A 15253-nucleotide genomic window follows, 5' to 3' on the forward strand; every position below is an offset into this window, starting at 1 on the left:
GAGAAGGTGACGATGGCCCTCCGACCCGTTCGGCTCCACCAGGCACTGAGCCGCACCGTCCACACGATCACGCTGCCGGACCCCGACGGCCCAGCCGTCTGGGCCGTCGAGACCCGCACCACCGAGGATCACCGCGCCCGGCTCTACCGGGACGGGCAGCGCACCAGCACGGCCGAGATGCCCGCCACCTTCACCGTCCCCGGAGGGAGGATCGAGGTCGACGCCGGGTTGTACGGCGTCACCCGGGTCCATCTCGTCACCCCCGACGGACGGGAACGCAGACTGGCCCCGGCCCCGGGGACCCTGGAGCACCGGCGCGCAGCCCTGACCCGGGACCGCCCGCGTACGAGCCGGGCGATCGCCGTCACCGCCGTAGTGATCCTGCTGGTCAATCTCGTCCTCGCCACACCCGTATGGCTCGAGATGGTCACCTCGATCCCGGAGGTGGCGGACCGGGTCGGGACGTTCACCTCACCGGTGCTCCTGCCCGGCTGGCTGCTCGGGACCCTCACGGTCGCCGGTGTCGCCGCCGCCGTGGAACGAGCAGTCACCTGGCGGCACCACCGCATCGTCGACGCCGAGACCATCTGGACCTCGCTCTAGCTCGCACCTCCACCTCGTGACACCCCACCGACCGGGGAGACGACCGGCGTCTGGTCCGGCATCCCGTCGGCCCCGGACAGGAGCCGCACCGACGTCCTGGTGATCGGCGCCGGCCGTCCCTGCCACAGTGGCTCGCACACGTGCACGAGGGGGCACGTGTGCGGGCCACCACGCCCCATCCGACTCGTCGAAGTTCGCGACCCGGTTCCCCGAGTCCGCGGTCACGACCTACCGCGAGGGGAGCGCCGCCGTCCTCCGCTGACGATCCGGTCCCCGACGAGGGAGGGGGACGTCTACGCGGTACCCGGTCAGCGGCGACCGGTCATCGCCGGTCCTGGACCTGGGAGGGGCCCGGCGGTCCTGATGCTTGTGCGTGATTCTGCTCGATCCATGCCGGCAATGGTCCGGATGTCGCTCGGGAGGGTTCCCGAGAACGAGGCGTGGGCAGGCGCCCGTCAGCTCGCTGCCGGGGTCGCGAGCCGACACGCCAGGCGGGTCGCCTCCGGACGCGACAGCTTTCCCACCCGGTTCTGGGGCAGGGCGTCCACGACGAGCACGTGTTCGGGCCACTTGCCCTTCGCCAGCCCCTCGGCGTCCAGATGCGCCCGGACGGCCTCGAGGTCGATGCCGGGCCGTGACGTCACGAGCAGGGCTGCCACACGTTCGCCGAGGACGTCGTCCGGGACGGGCACCACGCACACCTGCTCGACCGACGGGTGCCGGGCGAGCGCGCTCTCCACCTCGTGGATGTCGATGTTGCGCCCGCCGCGGATGATGATGTCCTTCTCCCGGCCCCGCACCGACACCCGGCCGTCGGCGTCGACGGACATCAGGTCGCCGGTCGTGAGGTAGCCGTCCGCGGTCAGGTCGGGGGGTGCGAGCCTGCCCGCCCCGGCGTACCCGGCGAACAACGACGGGCCTCGGACCTGGGCGCGCCCGACCGTGCCCGCCGGGACCCCGGCTCCGTCGGCGTCGACCACGCGCAGGTGGGTCCCCGGGAACGGCACACCGTCGGTCCCGAGCCGCACCTCCTCGGGGTCCGACGGCGAGGACGTCGTGTGGCCCAGGCACTCGGACATGCCGAACACCCGCAGGAACCGGGTGCCCAGCCGCTGCTCCGCACGGGCGAGAGCACCGCGGTCCATCGGGCCGCCGCCGACGGTCATGGCCGTCATCGCCGACAACATCCCGGCCTCGGGGGCCTGCATGCCCATCTGCAACGCCATCGTGGGCACGCACATCGTCCACCGGGCCCCGTGCGCGGCCAGGAGCTCCACGGCCTCCGACGGGCTCCAGCGCTCGGCGAGCAGGATCGGTCCGCCGAGCATGAGCGGCAGGTAGAGCCCGAAGCAGACGGCTGCGGCCGAGGACAGAGGGACGAGGGCGCCGACCGGATCGCCCGCCCGCAGGCCGACCGCCTCGACGGTGGCACGCCCGGCGTAGCGCAACGCCGCCTCGGTCTGGACCACCCCCTTCGCACGGCCGGTCGACCCGGAGGTCAGGCCGATCACCACGCCGTCGCCCCACCGGCCCGGCCGGGTCTCCACCCGGCCGGTCAGGGTCCACCCGTCCAGCACCGTGACCCGGGCAGGCCCCACCGAGCCGGTGTCCCAGGTCGAGGCACTCCGGGGTGAGGTGATCGCGACGTCCGGGTCCAGATCCTCCTGCGCCGCGGCGAACTCCGGCGCGGTCGCGTGGCCGCTCAGCAGGGCGAGCGTGCCGTCCACCCGTCCGACGGCGAGGGCACAGACCACGGTCCGCCAGGTGTTCTCGGCCTGGAGCAGGACGGTCGGGCGCGGGCCGGTGCAGCCCGCCAGCACCTCGGCGAGCTCCCCAGCCGCCGCGAGGGTGGTCGCGAGGTCGTGCGGGCCGGCGCCGTCGATCGCGACGACCTGGCCGGGGTCGGCCCCGGCCCGGCGGTCCAGTTCGGTGACCAGCGCGCGCATCTCAGCCCTGCACCATCTCGCGCTCGTCGCCGAGCAGGGCGATCCGCCTGCCCCGCATGGACCCGACGTGTGCCACGGCGGCCTTCCACTCGTCGCTGGCGAGGGCCGCCCGGGCCGACTCCTCGTCGTCGAAGCTCAGGACCGACAACCCGTCCCAACCCTCGGAGCGTTCCTCCAGTGCGCTGCTCACGGCCGTGTGGCGCCACGCGCGCAGGCCGGGCAGCGGGTAGGTCATCTCCGCGTGCTCGCCGCGCCACCAGGTGATGAACTCGTCGTGGGTCCACTCCGGTGGACGAGCGGCGAGCAGGACGAGATTGAACATGACGCCTCCTTGCGCAATGGCCGGCGGTGCCGCCGGCTCAGATCGACTCGATGTCCAGCTGCGGCGAGCGACCGATCATCAGGGCCGCGACCCGGTCGTCGGCGTCGAGCCGGGCCGAGGCGACGAAGGTCGACTCGAAGGCGCCGGCGCGCCGGGCCTGGCCGAGGACCAGCTCGTCCCGGCCGACGACGGCCTCGGACAGGACGTGGTGGGTCAGTACGCCCTTCTCGCGCTGGTCGAGGTAGCCCTCCAGCTCGGCGCGCCCACCGTGGAAGTCGGTGGCGGCCCCGCCGCCGGTGCCGAACACGATCGAGAACCGGAACCCCGGTGCGATCAGGTCGAGGATCCGCTCCGGGGTGTCGGAGTCGATGGTGCCGAACCAGCGGGACAGCACGCTCCGAGTCGCTGCGCTCACGCCGCCACCTCCGGCTGCGGATACAGGGAGAAGCTCGGGTGGAAGAAGACCTGGTAGCGGGAGATCAACCCGCCCGGTGAGACGAGCGCGACCCCGGAGAACGCCCCGGTCCGGCGACCGTCCTGTTCGGTCACGACGCCGTACACCATCTCGAGGTCGCCGTCGACCGAACTCCGGAGCACCCCGTGACGGCGTCCGACGGGTGGACGACCGGAGATGTAGGCGGCGAGGTCGGCACGCCCGGACCCCGTCACCTCCCCGCCCGGGAGCGCGATCAGGAACTCGATGTCCGGCTCGACCAGGTCGAGCCCGCTGAGCGGCTCGGCCCCGTCCAACCGGGAGTAGTAGTCGACGATGACCATGCGACCGTCCTCTCCGACGAGGGGATGTGATGCAGCGAAGCAATGACTTGAATTCAGTTCAGTACGACCATACGGCCCGGTCCCGGGCGGGACAAGACCGTCGGCCGGTGCTCGGCCTCAGGACCCGGAGGGCCCCTCGTCGACCATGCGGACGCAACAGCCCCCGATGAACCCGGCGATCGCCGGCAGCTCCAGCGAGCCGTCCGGGCGGTACCACCGCCAGACGCTCACGACCAGGCCGAGCAGGCTGCGCGCCATCATCAGCGGGTCGTGCCGGGCGAACTCGCCCCGGTCGATGCCGTGCTGCACGAGGTCGGCCCAGTTGCGTTCGATGCGCGCCACGAGCTTGCGGCACGCCTGGCGCTCGGCCTCCTCCCGCTCCGAGGAGCGGCGACCGGCCAGCAGCGCGATGTTCGCCTGCAGGATCCGGTTCTGCTGCACCTCCTGCGGTGGGACCTCGAAGGCCGCCCGCACCGCCGCGCGCAACCCGTCGTGCGCCGTCGACGACTCGGCGACCGCGGCCCGGAACGCCTCGTCGGAGTTGCGCAGGCCCAGCCGCATGATCGTCAGCAGGCAGTGCGTCTTGGACTCGAAGTAGTGGTAGAGCGCGGGCTGGCCGATGCCCACCCGGGTGGCGACCTCGGACCACCGGGTGGCCTCGAAGCCGACCTCCCCGAAACACTCGACGGCGGCCGCGAGGATGGCCGGCCGCTTCGAGCGGGGACCGTCGTCGGGCTCGGTGAGCGCGGCGATGCTCATCGTCGGGCCCCTTTCGCGTGGCGGTCGCGCCAGCGTAGCCGTTCGCCCGAACCGGCTTCGGGTCACGTCCGCGCGGCACCGAGCACCTCGTCGAGCAGGGCCGCGGCGCCGGCGGGCTCGCCGTCCGGCAGCACCCGGCTGGTCGCGGCCCGCCGGACGTGCAGGTGGGCCGGATGCTCCCAGCTGAACCCGATGCCACCGTGCACCTGGACGTTCTCGGCCGCCACCCACGTGTACGCCCGGCCGCAGACCAGCGCGGCGGTGCGGGCGGCGATCGGGAGGGCGGCCTCGTCGTCCGCCGCGCAGGCCGCCGCCCAGAGCGACGCCGACCGGGCCGCCTCGAGCTGGACCAGCATGTCCGAGCACCGGTGCTTCACCGCCTGGAAGGTCCCGATCGGCCGGCCGAACTGCACGCGGTCGCACGCGTGCCGCACGGCCATGTCCAGGGCCGCGCCGGTCCCGCCGGTCTGCTCGCAGGCCAGCGCGGCGAGGGTGCGGTGACGGGCCCTGGACAGGACCGCGGCGGCGGTGTCGGGGCCCGCGACGAGCCGGGCCGGGCTCTCGTCCAGACCGACCTCGGCGAGCGGCCGGGTCGGATCGAGCGCGCGGACCCCGGCGGCCGTGGTCCCGGGGGACCCGGCGTCGACCGCGAGCACGACCGGCCCGTCCGGCGAGCACGCGGCGACCAGCAGGACGTCGGCCTCGGCCCCGTCGACGACCAGGTCCTTGCGACCGGTCACCCGCCAGCCGTCCGGGGTCCGGACGGCCCGCGCCGGGGCGTCGGCCGACGCGTCGTGCACCGCGACGGCCGCCGTCGTCCCGCCCGACACCAGCCGCCCGATCAGCTCGTCCTCGCCGGTCCCGGCCAGCACACCCAGCGCCGTCACCGACGTCGACAACCAGGGGAGGCGGGCCAGCGAGCGGCCCATCTCCTCGGCGACGACGGCGACCTCGCGGAACCCCGCGCCGGCACCGCCGAGGCGCTCCGGGACGTCGAGGCCCGCGGCGCCGAGCTCCCCGGCGAACCGCCGCCAGACCGTCCGCCGCTCCTCGGGGCCGGCCGGGCGGCCGTGCAGGACCCCGTCGGCGTCGCCGTGGCGGGCGAGGAAGTCGCGGACGACCTCCCGCAGCGCCTCGGCGTCACCGTCGGGGGTCAGGGTCGGGGTCGGAGCCCGGGCCGGGGCCGGGGTCGGCGCCGCGGTCATCGGACGGGCTCGGCGTCGTCGGCGACCTCGGCGAGCACGTCGGCGAAGCGCTCGCGGGCCCGGGCTTGCAGCGTCGGGCGGATGTAGGGCGGGAAGAGGCCGTCGTCGGGCTCGGTCCCGCGCAGCAGCGCCTGCGCGAGGTTGATCTTGTGGACCTCGGTGGCTCCGTCGGCCAGTCCCATGTGGAACGACTCCATGACCCACTTGCCGAACGGGAGCTCCTGGGAGATCCCCAGCGACCCGTGGATCTGGATGGCCCGCCCGGCGATGTCGGCGAGGACCTTCGGCATCGCGGCCTTGACCGCCGAGATGTCGGCCCGGACCCGCTTGTAGTCGTCGTAGCGGTCGATCCGCCACGCGGTGCGCAGCACGAGCAGCCGGAACTGCTCGAGCTGGATCCACGAGTCGGCGATCATCTCCTGGACCAGCTGCTTGTCCGCCAGGCGCGTGCCCTTGCTGCTGCGCGACACCGCACGGCGCTTCATCATCTCGAAGGCCGACTGCACCAGACCGACGGTGCGCATCGCGTGGTGGATGCGGCCGCCGCCGAGCCGGGTCTGGGCGACGGCGAACCCCTCGCCCCGCCCGCCGAGCAGGTTCTCGGCCGGTACCCGCACGTCGGTGTAGCGCAGGTACTGGTGGGTGCCGACCGGCTCGTCGTGTCCCCACACCGACACGTCGCGCACCCGTTCCAGGCCCGGCGCGTCGGCCGGGACCACGAACATCGACATCGACCGGTGCGGCGGCGCGTCCGGCTCGGTCACCGCCATCACGATGAGGAACTCGGCGAACAGGGCGTGGCTGGAGAACCACTTCTCGCCGTTGACCACCCACTCGTCGCCGTCGAGCCGGGCGGTGGTCCGGAACCCGGTCGGGTCGGACCCGCCGTGCGGCTCGGTCATCGAGAAGCAGGACACGATGTCGCCCTCGACCAGCGGGTCGAGGTAGGTCCGCTTCAGGTGGTCGGTGCCGTAGTGCGCGAGGATCTCGGCGTTGCCCGAGTCCGGGGCCTGGCAGCCGAACACGACGGGTCCGGAGTGGGTCCGGCCCAGCTTCTCGTTCAGCAGGGCGAGACGCAGCTGCCCGTAGCCCTCGCCGCCGAGCTCCGGACCGAGGTGGCAGGCCCACAGCTTGCGCTCCCGGACCTGCTGCTGCAGCGGTCTGATCAGCGCGTTGCGGACCGGGTCACGCGGGTTCCACGCGTGCTCGACCACCTGGTCGACGGGCTCGACCTGCTCCCGCACGAACGTCTCGACCCAGTCGAGCTCGGCCTGCCATGCCTCGTCGGACTCGAAACCCCACGACATACCTGGTCCTCCTCAGCGTGTGAGCACCGTGCAGGCGGAGATGCCCGGTGCCCCGTAGACGTGTGTGAACCCGACCCGCGGCCCGCCCGGGACCTGTCGGGGGCCGGCCTCGCCGCGCAGCTGCAGCACGTTCTCGTGCACCTGCCGCAGGCCCGACGCCCCGATCGGCTCCCCGTTGGCCAGGCAGCCGCCGTCGGTGTTGACCGGCAGCCGGCCGTCGACCGCGGTCGCCCCGGACCGGATGAGCTCGTCCTGCTCGCCGTCGGCGCACAGCCCGGTCTCGGCCATGTGCATCAGCTCGGCCCCGGACTCGGTGTCCTGCACCTGCGCGAGGTCCACCTCGGACGGGGCGATGCCGGCCTGCTCGAACACGGCACGGGCGGCCTCGACGGTGGGGGAGTCGGCGCGGTCGGTCGCCAGCCACGGGGAGAAGACCTCGAACGAGCCGTAGCGCCGGCTGCGGAACGCCGCGCCGCGCAGGAACACCGGGCGGTCGGTGTGCTCGCGGGCCCGGTCGGCCCGGCACAGCACCAGCGCGACCGCACCCTCGCCCGGCGAGCAGTACATGTACTGGGTTAGCGGGTCGGAGATCATCGTCGAGGCGGCGATCTCGGCCGCGTCGAGCTCCTTCCTGCGCCAGGCCATCGGGTTGGCGGCCCCGTTGCGGAACGCCTTCTCCGCGACCAGGGCGAGCAGGTCCGGCTCCATGTCGTGCTCGTGCAGGTAGCGCTGGATCTTCATCCCGAAGAACTGGGTGGTCACCATGAGCCCGGTCTCGCCGTACCAGGAGCCGATGCCGTGGTCGGCCGGGTCGGTGTCGAACGCGCCCCGGGGGTGCTTGTCGAAGCCGATGACGATGCCGAGGTCGTGCGCCCCGGAGGCGATCGCGGCCTGGGCGGCGATCAGCGCGGAGCCACCGGTCGCGCAGCCGTTGTGGACGTTGATGAACGGCAGGCCGGTGAGCCCGAGCTCGGACACGAGGGTGTCGGCGTCGCCGGCCGAGTGCGAGCCCCCGAAGCCGAAACCCATGTCGGAGAACCGGAGGCCGGCGTCGGCGAGCGCCGCGCGCGCGGCGTGCACGGCCTGCGCCCGCCCCGGGACGCCCTCGGTGCGGCCGAACCGGTGCATCCCGGCCCCGATGATCGCGACTCCGGTCATGAGAGGTCTCCCGCGGGGGCGAAGGCGAAGGTGTGCGTCGGTCCGTCGTCGGCCTGCCGGAACGGGACGATCGCGAGCTCCATCGGCATGCCGATCCGCAGCCGGGCCGGGTCGGACTCGGTGAGGCGGGCCTCGACCAGCAGCTGCCCGTCGAGCTCGACGTAGCCGACGCCGTAGGGCTCGTGGCCCGCGGTCCCGGTGTAGGGCGGCTTGGGGCGGAACCCCTGCACGGTCCAGGTCCACAGGGTCCCCGTGCGGTGCAGCGGCACGTCGGCCATCCGGGCGCCGGAGCAGCGCGGGCAGCCGGTCTGGCGGGGGAAGGTGTGGGCCCCGCAGTCGGTGCACCGGCTGCCCAGCAGCGCCGGGCCGTCGGGGGTGTCGGTCAGCAGCCCGTCGTCCACGAACGTCACGGCGCGGCCAGCCGTCCGCCGTCGACGGCCAGCAGGCTGCCCGTCGTGTAGCTCGCCGTGGGCCCGCACAGGTAGAGCGCGGCGCCCACGATCTCGGACGGCTCGCCGACCCGCCGCGACGGCCAGCTCCGGGCCATCTCGTCGACGGCCGCCATGTCCCAGGAGGCGCTGATGTCGGTGCGGAACGGCCCGGCCACGATGGTGTTGACCCGGACCGTCGGGCCGTACTCCTGGGCGAACCCCGCGGTGAGCGTGTTGAGCGCAGCCTTGGCCGCGGCGTAGGGGAGGTCGCCGGCGGTGGGGCGGCCCGAGGCCATGGAGGAGATGTTCAGCATCGCGCCGCCGCCCCGTGCGGCCATCCGCCTGCCGGCGACGGCCATCATCCGGAACGGGCCCTTGAGGTTGACCGAGACGATCTTGTCGAACAGCTCCTCGGTGACGCCGTGCAGGCTCGGGTACACCGGCGCGATCCCGGCGTTGTTGACCAGGACGTCGACCGGCCCGAGGCCGTCCTCGACCTCGTCGAGCAGACCGTCCAGCCGGTCCCACTCGCCGACGTGCGCGCCGTGCCCGGTCACCCGCCGCCCGGTGGCCTCGGCCAGCTCGGCGGCCAGCCCGGTGCAGGCGTCCTTCTTCCGGGAGACGATCGCGACGTCCGCACCCGCGGCGGCGAACGCGATGGCGATCTCCCGGCCCAGGCCGCGTGAGCCGCCGGTGACCAGCGCCCTCCGCCCGGTCAGCGGGGCGCCTGCGGCGCGGGCCCGTGCGACGGCCTCGGTGACGGTGCTGCCCGTCGCGGTGGTGCTCATCGGGGGACGTCCTTCCATGCCACGCCGCGGTCGGCGCGGGGTTCCGGCGGGAGGCCGAGCAGCCGCTCGGCGATGATCGTGCGTTGCACCTCGTCGGAGCCCCCGGCGATCCGGTAGCCCGGTGCGCCGAGCACGTGCTCCACCCAGCGGTGGGTGCCGTCCCCGGCGTCGGCGACCAGCCTCGGGCCGAGGACCTGCGCGGCGGCGTCGGACACGAGCGCCAGCCGCTGGGCCCAGACGAGCTTGCGCAGCGAGCCGACGGCTCCGACGTCGGTGCCGGCCAGCCGGGCCTCGCGGTCGCGCTGGGCGGAGAGCTCGGCGATCCGCTCGGCGACCCAGACCTCGCCGAGGATCCGGCGGACGTCGGGATCGTCGGTCCGGCCCAGCGCCCGCGCGTCGCCGAGCAGGTCGGCGAACCCGCCGCCGAGGTCGGCGTTCGCGCCCGAGTGGCCGCGTTCGAAACCCAGGGTGGCCAGGGTGACGCCCCACCCGCCGCCGACCTCGCCGAGGCGCAGCGTGTCGGGGATGCGGACGTCGTCGAGGAACACCTCGCAGAACGACGTCCCGCCCGACATCTGGCGCAGCGGCCGGACCTCGACGCCGGGGGTGTCCATCGGGAGCAGGAACGCGGTGAGGCCGCGGTGCTTGACGGCGTCGGGGTCGGTACGGCAGATCAGCTCGCCCCAGCCGGCGAACTGCGCCCCCGAGCTCCAGACCTTCTGCCCGTTGACGACCCAGCCGTCGCCCTCGCGGACGGCCCGGGTGCCGAGCCCGGCGAGGTCGGAGCCCGCCGAGGGCTCGGAGAACAGCTGGCAGGCCAGCTCGTCGCCGCGCAGCAGCGGGGTGACCAGCAGCTCGCGCTGGGCCGGCGTGCCGAACAGGCGCACGGTCGGGGCGACGAGTGCGGTGCTGACCGAGGTGAGCTCGTGCTGGCCCGGGGTCTCGAACTCGCGCTCGACCTCGGCGAACACCTCCTCGTGCAGGTCGCTGAGCCCGGCGCCGCCGTCCTCGACCGCCCAGGTCAGGGCGCCGTACCCGGCGTCGTACCGGGTCCGCGTCCAGTCCTGGACGCGTGCGATCAGGGCCCGTTCCTGCTCGTGCGGCAGATCGTGGAACACGGCCACCGAGCGGTCGTGGCGCTCGCGGCGCGGGGGCAGGTGCCCGGCGACCCAGGCGCGGGCGGTACGACGGAACTCCTCGAGCTCCGCGCGGCTCGGCGGGGCGGTCGGCGTCATCGGGCGGTCCACCCCCCGTCGACGGTCAGGACCTGACCGGTCAGGTAGGAGCTCGCCGGCGTCGCCAGGAACAGCAGGGCGGTGTCGAGCTCGTGCAGACGTCCTGGACGTCGCAGCATCGTGTTCCTCCCGATCCAGCGGACGGACCGCTCGTCGGCGAACAGGTCGGTGTTCATCTCGGTCGCGAACCAGCCCGGGGCCAGCGCGTTGACCCGGACCCGGTCGCGGCCCCAGTGGCCGGCGAGCTCGCGGGTGAGCCCGAGGAGCCCGGCCTTGGAGGCGGCGTAGCTCGCACCGCCGAGCGGCGCGGCCGACACGAGCCCGAGCACCGAGCCGATGTTCACGATGGACAGGCCGTCCGACCCCGGGTGCCGGGCGGCGAGCTGGGACAGGTGGAAGGGGGCGACGAGGTTGGTGTCCAGCACCCCGGCGAAACCGGCGGCGGTCTCCTCGGCCGGCGGGCCGGAGCCCTCGACGCCGGCGTTGTTGACCAGGACGTCGACCGTCCCCGAGCCGAGCGCCCGCGCCGCCTCGATCAGGTTCTCCCGGTCGGCCCCGTCGGCGACGTCGGCGACCACCGGGTGCAGGCGGTCGTCGCCGTCGGCGACCTCGGCCAGGCGCCCGGCCCGCCGCGCGGCGACGACGACGGTCGCGCCCGCCGCGGAGAGCACGCGCGCGAACCGTGCGCCCAGCCCGGAGGACGCCCCGGTGACGACGGCGGTCCGGCCGGTCAGGTCGAACAGCTCCGCCGGGGCGGGGGCCCGGCCCTCGGCGGTCACGACGGGCTCCGGTCGAGCAGGGCGGCGGCCGAGCCGATGAGCGCACGGATCGTGGGCGGCAGCTGCTCCTGGACCGGGTCGTGGTGGCGGCCCTCGCGGTGCCGGCGCAGGTTGTGCCCCATGATCGCGGCCATCTTCAGCCGCCCGAGCGCGCGGAACCAGGTCGTGCCGGCGGCGGTGCCGCCGTCGTCGCCGCGGGCGGCCCGGTAGGCGTCGTCGAGCTCGTCCTCGTCCGGGAGGCCCGAGACGACACCGCCGACGCCCGGGAACAGCGCGCCGTCGGTGAACACCCCGAACCAGCCGAGGTCGACGCGCGGGTCGCCCAGCCCCCAGATCTCCCAGTCCACCAGCGCGGTGGGCGTGGTGCCGGTGCACAGGAGGTTGCCGAGCCGGAAGTCGCCGTGCACGAGCACCGGGGGAGCGGGCTCGGGCACGGTCGCGGCGAGCCGTTCGAGGAGCTCCGCCGCTCCCGGGCGGATCCCGGCCGGGACCGCGTGCATCGTCCGCGTCCAGCGGGCGAGCTCGTCGGCCGGCCCGGCGACCTCGGGCCGGACGCCGCCGGCCCGGACGACCCCCGCGACGAGCCGGTCGACCGGGACGGCGTGCAGCGCCCCGAGGACACGCGCGGCCGCGAGCATCCGCAGCCGGCCGAGCACGTGATCGGTGTCGGACGGCTCGAGGACGGGCTCGGACGCCGTACCCTGCGCGAACTCCATCGCGAACCAGGCCGGTGCCTCGTCGCCGCGGGCGACGACGGCCGGCACCGGTACCCCGCTGCCGGCCAGCGCCGAGAGCACGTGGGACTGGCGCAGGACGTCGTGGCGCCCGACCGGTTCGCGGCCGGGCGGCACCGCCTTGACCACCAGCGGCATCCCGCCGGCGTCGATGCGGTAGGTCAGGCCCGAGCGGCCGCCCTCGAGCGCCGTCAGGGGGCCTGCGGCGCCCGCGCCGAGCTCGGCGCGCACCCGGGCGGCGAGCTGCGGATCGGCGTCCGCCGGGGTGTGGGTCCGGGGCATCGCTGTCCTCCTCCTCGAGGTCGGTCCACCGGGACACGGGCGCCGACGACCAGCGCGGTGCGCCGGACCGCCGACACCACTCGCGTGCGGGTCAGCGGCCCGTCCACTTGGGCTCGCGCTTCTCCAGGAACGCGGCGACGCCCTCGGCGGCGTCGTCGGAGTTCAGGGTGACGCCGACCGCGAGGTGCTCGAGCACCATGAGGGACGCGATGTCGGCGTCGAGGCCGCGGTCGACCGCCATCTTGGTCAGCTTCATCTGGAACGGGCTCTTGTCCGTCAGGTGGCTGATGAACTCCTCCACGGTCGCGTCGAGCTCGTCCGCGGGAGCGCTGGCGTTCACCAGGTCGAAGTCGGCGGCCTCGGTGCCGCTGAGCAGCTTGCCGGTGAGCATCAGCTCCTTGGTCTTGCGGATGCCGAGCATCCGCGGCAGCCGGTAGATCGGGCCGGCGCCGCCGAACAGGGCGCGGCGGATGTGGAAGTCACCGATCTGCGCGGTGTCCTCGGCGATCGCGAAGTCGCACGAGATCATGACCTCGAACCCGCCCGCGGTGACGTAGCCCTCCAGGACCGCCACCGACGGCGTGGACATGTTGTAGAGCCGGTCGCAGACCTTCGCCGAGACGACGGCGACGTCCATCGCGGTGCTCGTCCCGATGAAGTCCGCCTGCAGGCTGTCGAGGTCGAAGCCGGAGGAGAAGGTGTTGCCGCGCCCGCGCACGACGGCCACCCGCAGCTCCGGGTCCGCCTCGATCTCGGTGATGATCTCGTCGAGCCGGTGCAGCATCGGGACCGTGATGCAGTTGCGCTTGTGGGGGCGGTTGAGCCAGATCCGCGCCACGTGACCGTCACGCTCGAACTGGATGTCGTCCTCGACCGTCATGCCGTCCTCCGTAGTTGAATTGAACTCAGTTAAGGTTGCGTGACCGATCCGGTCGTGTCAAGGGGTCGGGTCCGGCCGGTCGGGGTCCAGCAGCCCTCGGACCGGTTCCGGACCTGATCGGCCCGTGTTCCAGCCGTCCCAGTGCACGACCTCGTCGGGTCCGGGGCGGACGGCCGGCCGGAAGTCGGTTCCGACGGTGAACGCCAGCGGCGTGAGGCAGACCTGTTGCACCCGTTCGAAGGGGATGTCCAGGATCTCGGCGACGTCCCGTTCTCGGGCCAGGTGCATCGTCGTCCAGCAGGTGCCGAGGCCGCGGGCGCGGGCGGCCAGCATGAAGCTCCACATCGCCGGGAGCACCCCGCCGAGCAGCGAGCTGCTCGTCATCGCCGCCGCACCGTCCAGTCGTGCCCCGTCCAGGCAGCCGATCACGATCGTCCCGACCTCGTGCAGGGCGCGCTCGAGGGCGTCGGCCGAGCGCGCGGTCCGCTCCTGCATCCGCTGTTCGGCGGGGTCGGCGCGGGAGACCCGGCCGATGTACCCGGCCGACTCCCGGTAGCTGTCGCGGTAGACCTCGGAGTAGATCCGGGCGACCGCACGCCGCCGCTCCGGGTCCCGGACCACCACGAACCGCGACCGGGCCACCGCCGACCCGGCCGGGGCCTGCATCGCCAGCTCGACGCACTCCCGGACGAGTGCGACCGGGACGTCGCGCGTGGCGTCCAGCCTCCGGCGCACGGCTCGGGTGGTGGACAGTGCCTCGTCGATGAGCATACCTTGAACCAATATCAGTTCAGGTTGTGTGTCAAGTGTGTGGAGGGAACGGATGACCGAGCGTCGGTTCGAGGGCTCGACGGTGCTGCTGACCGGGGCGACCGGTGGTCTCGGCGCGGCCGTCGCCGAACGGCTGGTCGGCGAGGGTGCGGAGGTCGTGCTGACCGACGTCGACGAGGCCGGCTGCATCGCGCTCGCCGGGCGTCTGGGCGGCCGGACCCGGACGGCGGCGCTCGACGTCTCCTCGGAGAGCGACTGGGAGCGCGTCGTGGCCGGCGCGGGGCCGCTCACCGGGCTGGTGAACAACGCCGGGATCGGCAGCCCGGGCACCGTGGTCGACGAGTCCCGCACGCGGTGGGACGAGGTGGTGGCCGTCGACCAGCTCGGCACGTGGCTGGGCATGCGGTACTGCGGGCCGGTCATCGAGCGGTCCGGCGGGGGCTCGATCGTCAACGTGGGGTCGATCCTGGGCACCACGGGCGGCCTCGGCAACAGCTTCGCCTACGCCGCGGCCAAGGGGGCGGTCCGGTCGATGACCCGCAACGCCGCTCTGCACTGGGCCGCGGCCGGGGTGCGGGTCAACGCGGTCGTCCCCGGCTTCGTCGGCACCGACCAACTCCTCGGTCGCTTCGCCGGCACCGACCGGCACCGGGCGATGCTGGCGAACACCCCGATGGGTCGGTTGGGGCGGCCGGAGGAGGTCGCCGCCGCGGTCGCGTTCCTGCTGAGCCGCGAGGCCGGCTACACGACCGGGTCGGAGCTGGTGGTCGACGGCGGGTGGTCGGCCCGCTGACCGGTGGCGGGGTCCGGCCCGGGCCGGTCGGGCACGAGCACGGCCCGCCCGAGCACCCGCCCGGCGCGCAGGTCGTCCAGCGCGCGGGCCACGTCGGAGAGCGGGTAGGTGGTCGTCCGGGAGCGGATCCGGCCCTCCCGGGCCAGACCGACGGTCGTGACCAGCTCGTCGCGCGACCCCCAGAACGGCAGGCGCAGCCGGGCCCCGGACGGCAGCGGCCCCGGCTTGCTCACCGGCAGCACGCCACCCGCCCCGCCGACGACCACCAGCTCGCCCGCGGTGCGCAGCAGCGGCCCGGCCCCGTCCAGGGTCGTCTGGGCGCCGACGAAGTCCAGCACGACGTCGGCGCCGCGCCCGTCGGAGACGACGTCCACCACGGAGGCCACCTCGGCCGGCCCGCAGACGGCGTGTGCGCCGCACTCGCGGGCGAGGTCGAGCGCCGCGGCGCGGGTGTCCACCGCCACGACCCGGGCGCCGGTCAGG

Annotated in this window: 18 protein-coding genes; 2 read left to right on the forward strand and 16 right to left on the reverse strand. The window is 74.1% G+C overall.

Annotated features, from left to right (window positions below; genetic code table 11):
• Positions 1-12 precede the first annotated feature (12 nt).
• Positions 13-603: a hypothetical protein gene (locus NH602_RS06835; protein ID WP_253067334.1), complete on the forward strand. Its 591-nt coding sequence runs from the start codon at positions 13-15 to the stop codon at positions 601-603.
• Between the two features lie 455 nt (positions 604-1058).
• Here the strand turns inward: NH602_RS06835 and NH602_RS06840 are convergent, their stop codons facing one another.
• The 15 genes from NH602_RS06840 to NH602_RS06910 form a co-directional block, all read right to left on the reverse strand.
• Positions 1059-2549: a class I adenylate-forming enzyme family protein gene (locus tag NH602_RS06840; RefSeq protein ID WP_253067335.1), complete on the reverse strand. Its 1491-nt coding sequence runs from the start codon at positions 2547-2549 to the stop codon at positions 1059-1061.
• 1 nt (position 2550) lies between these two features.
• On the reverse strand, positions 2551-2871 hold the full coding sequence (locus NH602_RS06845) for an EthD domain-containing protein (protein ID WP_073577293.1): 321 nt from the start codon (positions 2869-2871) through the stop codon (positions 2551-2553).
• Positions 2872-2908: 37 nt separating this feature from the next.
• Positions 2909-3286: a hypothetical protein gene (locus NH602_RS06850; RefSeq protein ID WP_073577292.1), complete on the reverse strand. Its 378-nt coding sequence runs from the start codon at positions 3284-3286 to the stop codon at positions 2909-2911.
• Positions 3283-3648, reverse strand: a complete 366-nt coding sequence (locus NH602_RS06855) for a nuclear transport factor 2 family protein (RefSeq protein WP_073577291.1) — start codon at positions 3646-3648, stop codon at positions 3283-3285. Before NH602_RS06855 ends, NH602_RS06850 begins: the two co-directional genes overlap by 4 nt.
• A gap of 117 nt (positions 3649-3765) precedes the next feature.
• Complete coding sequence (locus tag NH602_RS06860; RefSeq protein WP_253067336.1) at positions 3766-4407, reverse strand: TetR/AcrR family transcriptional regulator; 642 nt, start codon at positions 4405-4407, stop codon at positions 3766-3768.
• Between the two features lie 62 nt (positions 4408-4469).
• Positions 4470-5612, reverse strand: coding sequence for an acyl-CoA dehydrogenase family protein (locus tag NH602_RS06865; protein ID WP_253067337.1), 1143 nt, complete (start codon positions 5610-5612; stop codon positions 4470-4472).
• A complete protein-coding gene (locus tag NH602_RS06870) occupies positions 5609-6919 on the reverse strand; it encodes an acyl-CoA dehydrogenase family protein (RefSeq protein WP_253067338.1) in 1311 nt (436 codons plus the stop codon). Before NH602_RS06870 ends, NH602_RS06865 begins: the two co-directional genes overlap by 4 nt.
• A 12-nt stretch (positions 6920-6931) precedes the next feature.
• The gene (locus NH602_RS06875) at positions 6932-8077 is read right to left on the reverse strand and encodes a thiolase family protein (RefSeq protein ID WP_073577287.1); all 1146 of its coding nucleotides are present in this window, start codon (positions 8075-8077) and stop codon (positions 6932-6934) included.
• On the reverse strand, positions 8074-8487 hold the full coding sequence (locus NH602_RS06880) for a Zn-ribbon domain-containing OB-fold protein (RefSeq protein ID WP_073577286.1): 414 nt from the start codon (positions 8485-8487) through the stop codon (positions 8074-8076). Before NH602_RS06880 ends, NH602_RS06875 begins: the two co-directional genes overlap by 4 nt.
• Complete coding sequence (locus NH602_RS06885; RefSeq protein WP_073577285.1) at positions 8484-9296, reverse strand: SDR family NAD(P)-dependent oxidoreductase; 813 nt, start codon at positions 9294-9296, stop codon at positions 8484-8486. The genes NH602_RS06880 and NH602_RS06885 overlap by 4 nt, the downstream gene beginning before the upstream one ends.
• On the reverse strand, positions 9293-10531 hold the full coding sequence (locus NH602_RS06890) for an acyl-CoA dehydrogenase family protein (RefSeq protein WP_073577329.1): 1239 nt from the start codon (positions 10529-10531) through the stop codon (positions 9293-9295). The genes NH602_RS06885 and NH602_RS06890 overlap by 4 nt, the downstream gene beginning before the upstream one ends.
• Positions 10528-11310, reverse strand: a complete 783-nt coding sequence (locus NH602_RS06895) for an SDR family NAD(P)-dependent oxidoreductase (protein WP_253067339.1) — start codon at positions 11308-11310, stop codon at positions 10528-10530. Before NH602_RS06895 ends, NH602_RS06890 begins: the two co-directional genes overlap by 4 nt.
• Entirely contained in the window at positions 11307-12326 is a 1020-nt protein-coding gene (locus NH602_RS06900; RefSeq protein ID WP_253067340.1) for a phosphotransferase family protein, read from the reverse strand. Before NH602_RS06900 ends, NH602_RS06895 begins: the two co-directional genes overlap by 4 nt.
• 91 nt (positions 12327-12417) lie before the next feature.
• On the reverse strand, positions 12418-13206 hold the full coding sequence (locus NH602_RS06905) for an enoyl-CoA hydratase/isomerase family protein (protein WP_073577283.1): 789 nt from the start codon (positions 13204-13206) through the stop codon (positions 12418-12420).
• A gap of 57 nt (positions 13207-13263) precedes the next feature.
• On the reverse strand, positions 13264-13977 hold the full coding sequence (locus NH602_RS06910; RefSeq protein ID WP_253067341.1) for a nitroreductase family protein: 714 nt from the start codon (positions 13975-13977) through the stop codon (positions 13264-13266).
• Positions 13978-14029: 52 nt separating this feature from the next.
• Here NH602_RS06910 and NH602_RS06915 point away from each other — a divergent pair, with 52 nt between their 5' ends.
• A complete protein-coding gene (locus NH602_RS06915) occupies positions 14030-14770 on the forward strand; it encodes an SDR family NAD(P)-dependent oxidoreductase (protein WP_253067342.1) in 741 nt (246 codons plus the stop codon).
• Here the strand turns inward: NH602_RS06915 and NH602_RS06920 are convergent.
• A partial coding sequence (locus NH602_RS06920) for a zinc-binding dehydrogenase (RefSeq protein ID WP_253067343.1) occupies positions 14719-15253 on the reverse strand: 535 nt, incomplete at its 5' end. The genes NH602_RS06915 and NH602_RS06920 overlap by 52 nt on opposite strands.

It is taken from the genome of Pseudonocardia sp. McavD-2-B, from assembly GCF_024124365.1.
Classification (GTDB): domain Bacteria; phylum Actinomycetota; class Actinomycetes; order Mycobacteriales; family Pseudonocardiaceae; genus Pseudonocardia; species Pseudonocardia alni.

Bases quoted from the DNA above. Each gene is read 5' to 3' on its own strand.
- NH602_RS06910 (WP_253067341.1), bottom strand. From the start codon at position 13,977: ATGCTCATCGACGAGGCACTGTCCACCACCCGAGCCGTGCGCCGGAGG.
- NH602_RS06870 (WP_253067338.1), bottom strand. From the start codon at position 6,919: ATGTCGTGGGGTTTCGAGTCCGACGAGGCATGGCAGGCCGAGCTCGAC.
- NH602_RS06845 (WP_073577293.1), bottom strand. From the start codon at position 2,871: ATGTTCAATCTCGTCCTGCTCGCCGCTCGTCCACCGGAGTGGACCCAC.
- NH602_RS06835 (WP_253067334.1), top strand. From the start codon at position 13: ATGGCCCTCCGACCCGTTCGGCTCCACCAGGCACTGAGCCGCACCGTC.
- NH602_RS06855 (WP_073577291.1), bottom strand. From the start codon at position 3,648: ATGGTCATCGTCGACTACTACTCCCGGTTGGACGGGGCCGAGCCGCTC.
- NH602_RS06840 (WP_253067335.1), bottom strand. From the start codon at position 2,549: ATGCGCGCGCTGGTCACCGAACTGGACCGCCGGGCCGGGGCCGACCCC.
- NH602_RS06865 (WP_253067337.1), bottom strand. From the start codon at position 5,612: ATGACCGCGGCGCCGACCCCGGCCCCGGCCCGGGCTCCGACCCCGACC.
- NH602_RS06890 (WP_073577329.1), bottom strand. From the start codon at position 10,531: ATGACGCCGACCGCCCCGCCGAGCCGCGCGGAGCTCGAGGAGTTCCGT.
- NH602_RS06885 (WP_073577285.1), bottom strand. From the start codon at position 9,296: ATGAGCACCACCGCGACGGGCAGCACCGTCACCGAGGCCGTCGCACGG.
- NH602_RS06900 (WP_253067340.1), bottom strand. From the start codon at position 12,326: ATGCCCCGGACCCACACCCCGGCGGACGCCGATCCGCAGCTCGCCGCC.
- NH602_RS06875 (WP_073577287.1), bottom strand. From the start codon at position 8,077: ATGACCGGAGTCGCGATCATCGGGGCCGGGATGCACCGGTTCGGCCGC.
- NH602_RS06860 (WP_253067336.1), bottom strand. From the start codon at position 4,407: ATGAGCATCGCCGCGCTCACCGAGCCCGACGACGGTCCCCGCTCGAAG.
- NH602_RS06905 (WP_073577283.1), bottom strand. From the start codon at position 13,206: ATGACGGTCGAGGACGACATCCAGTTCGAGCGTGACGGTCACGTGGCG.
- NH602_RS06915 (WP_253067342.1), top strand. From the start codon at position 14,030: ATGACCGAGCGTCGGTTCGAGGGCTCGACGGTGCTGCTGACCGGGGCG.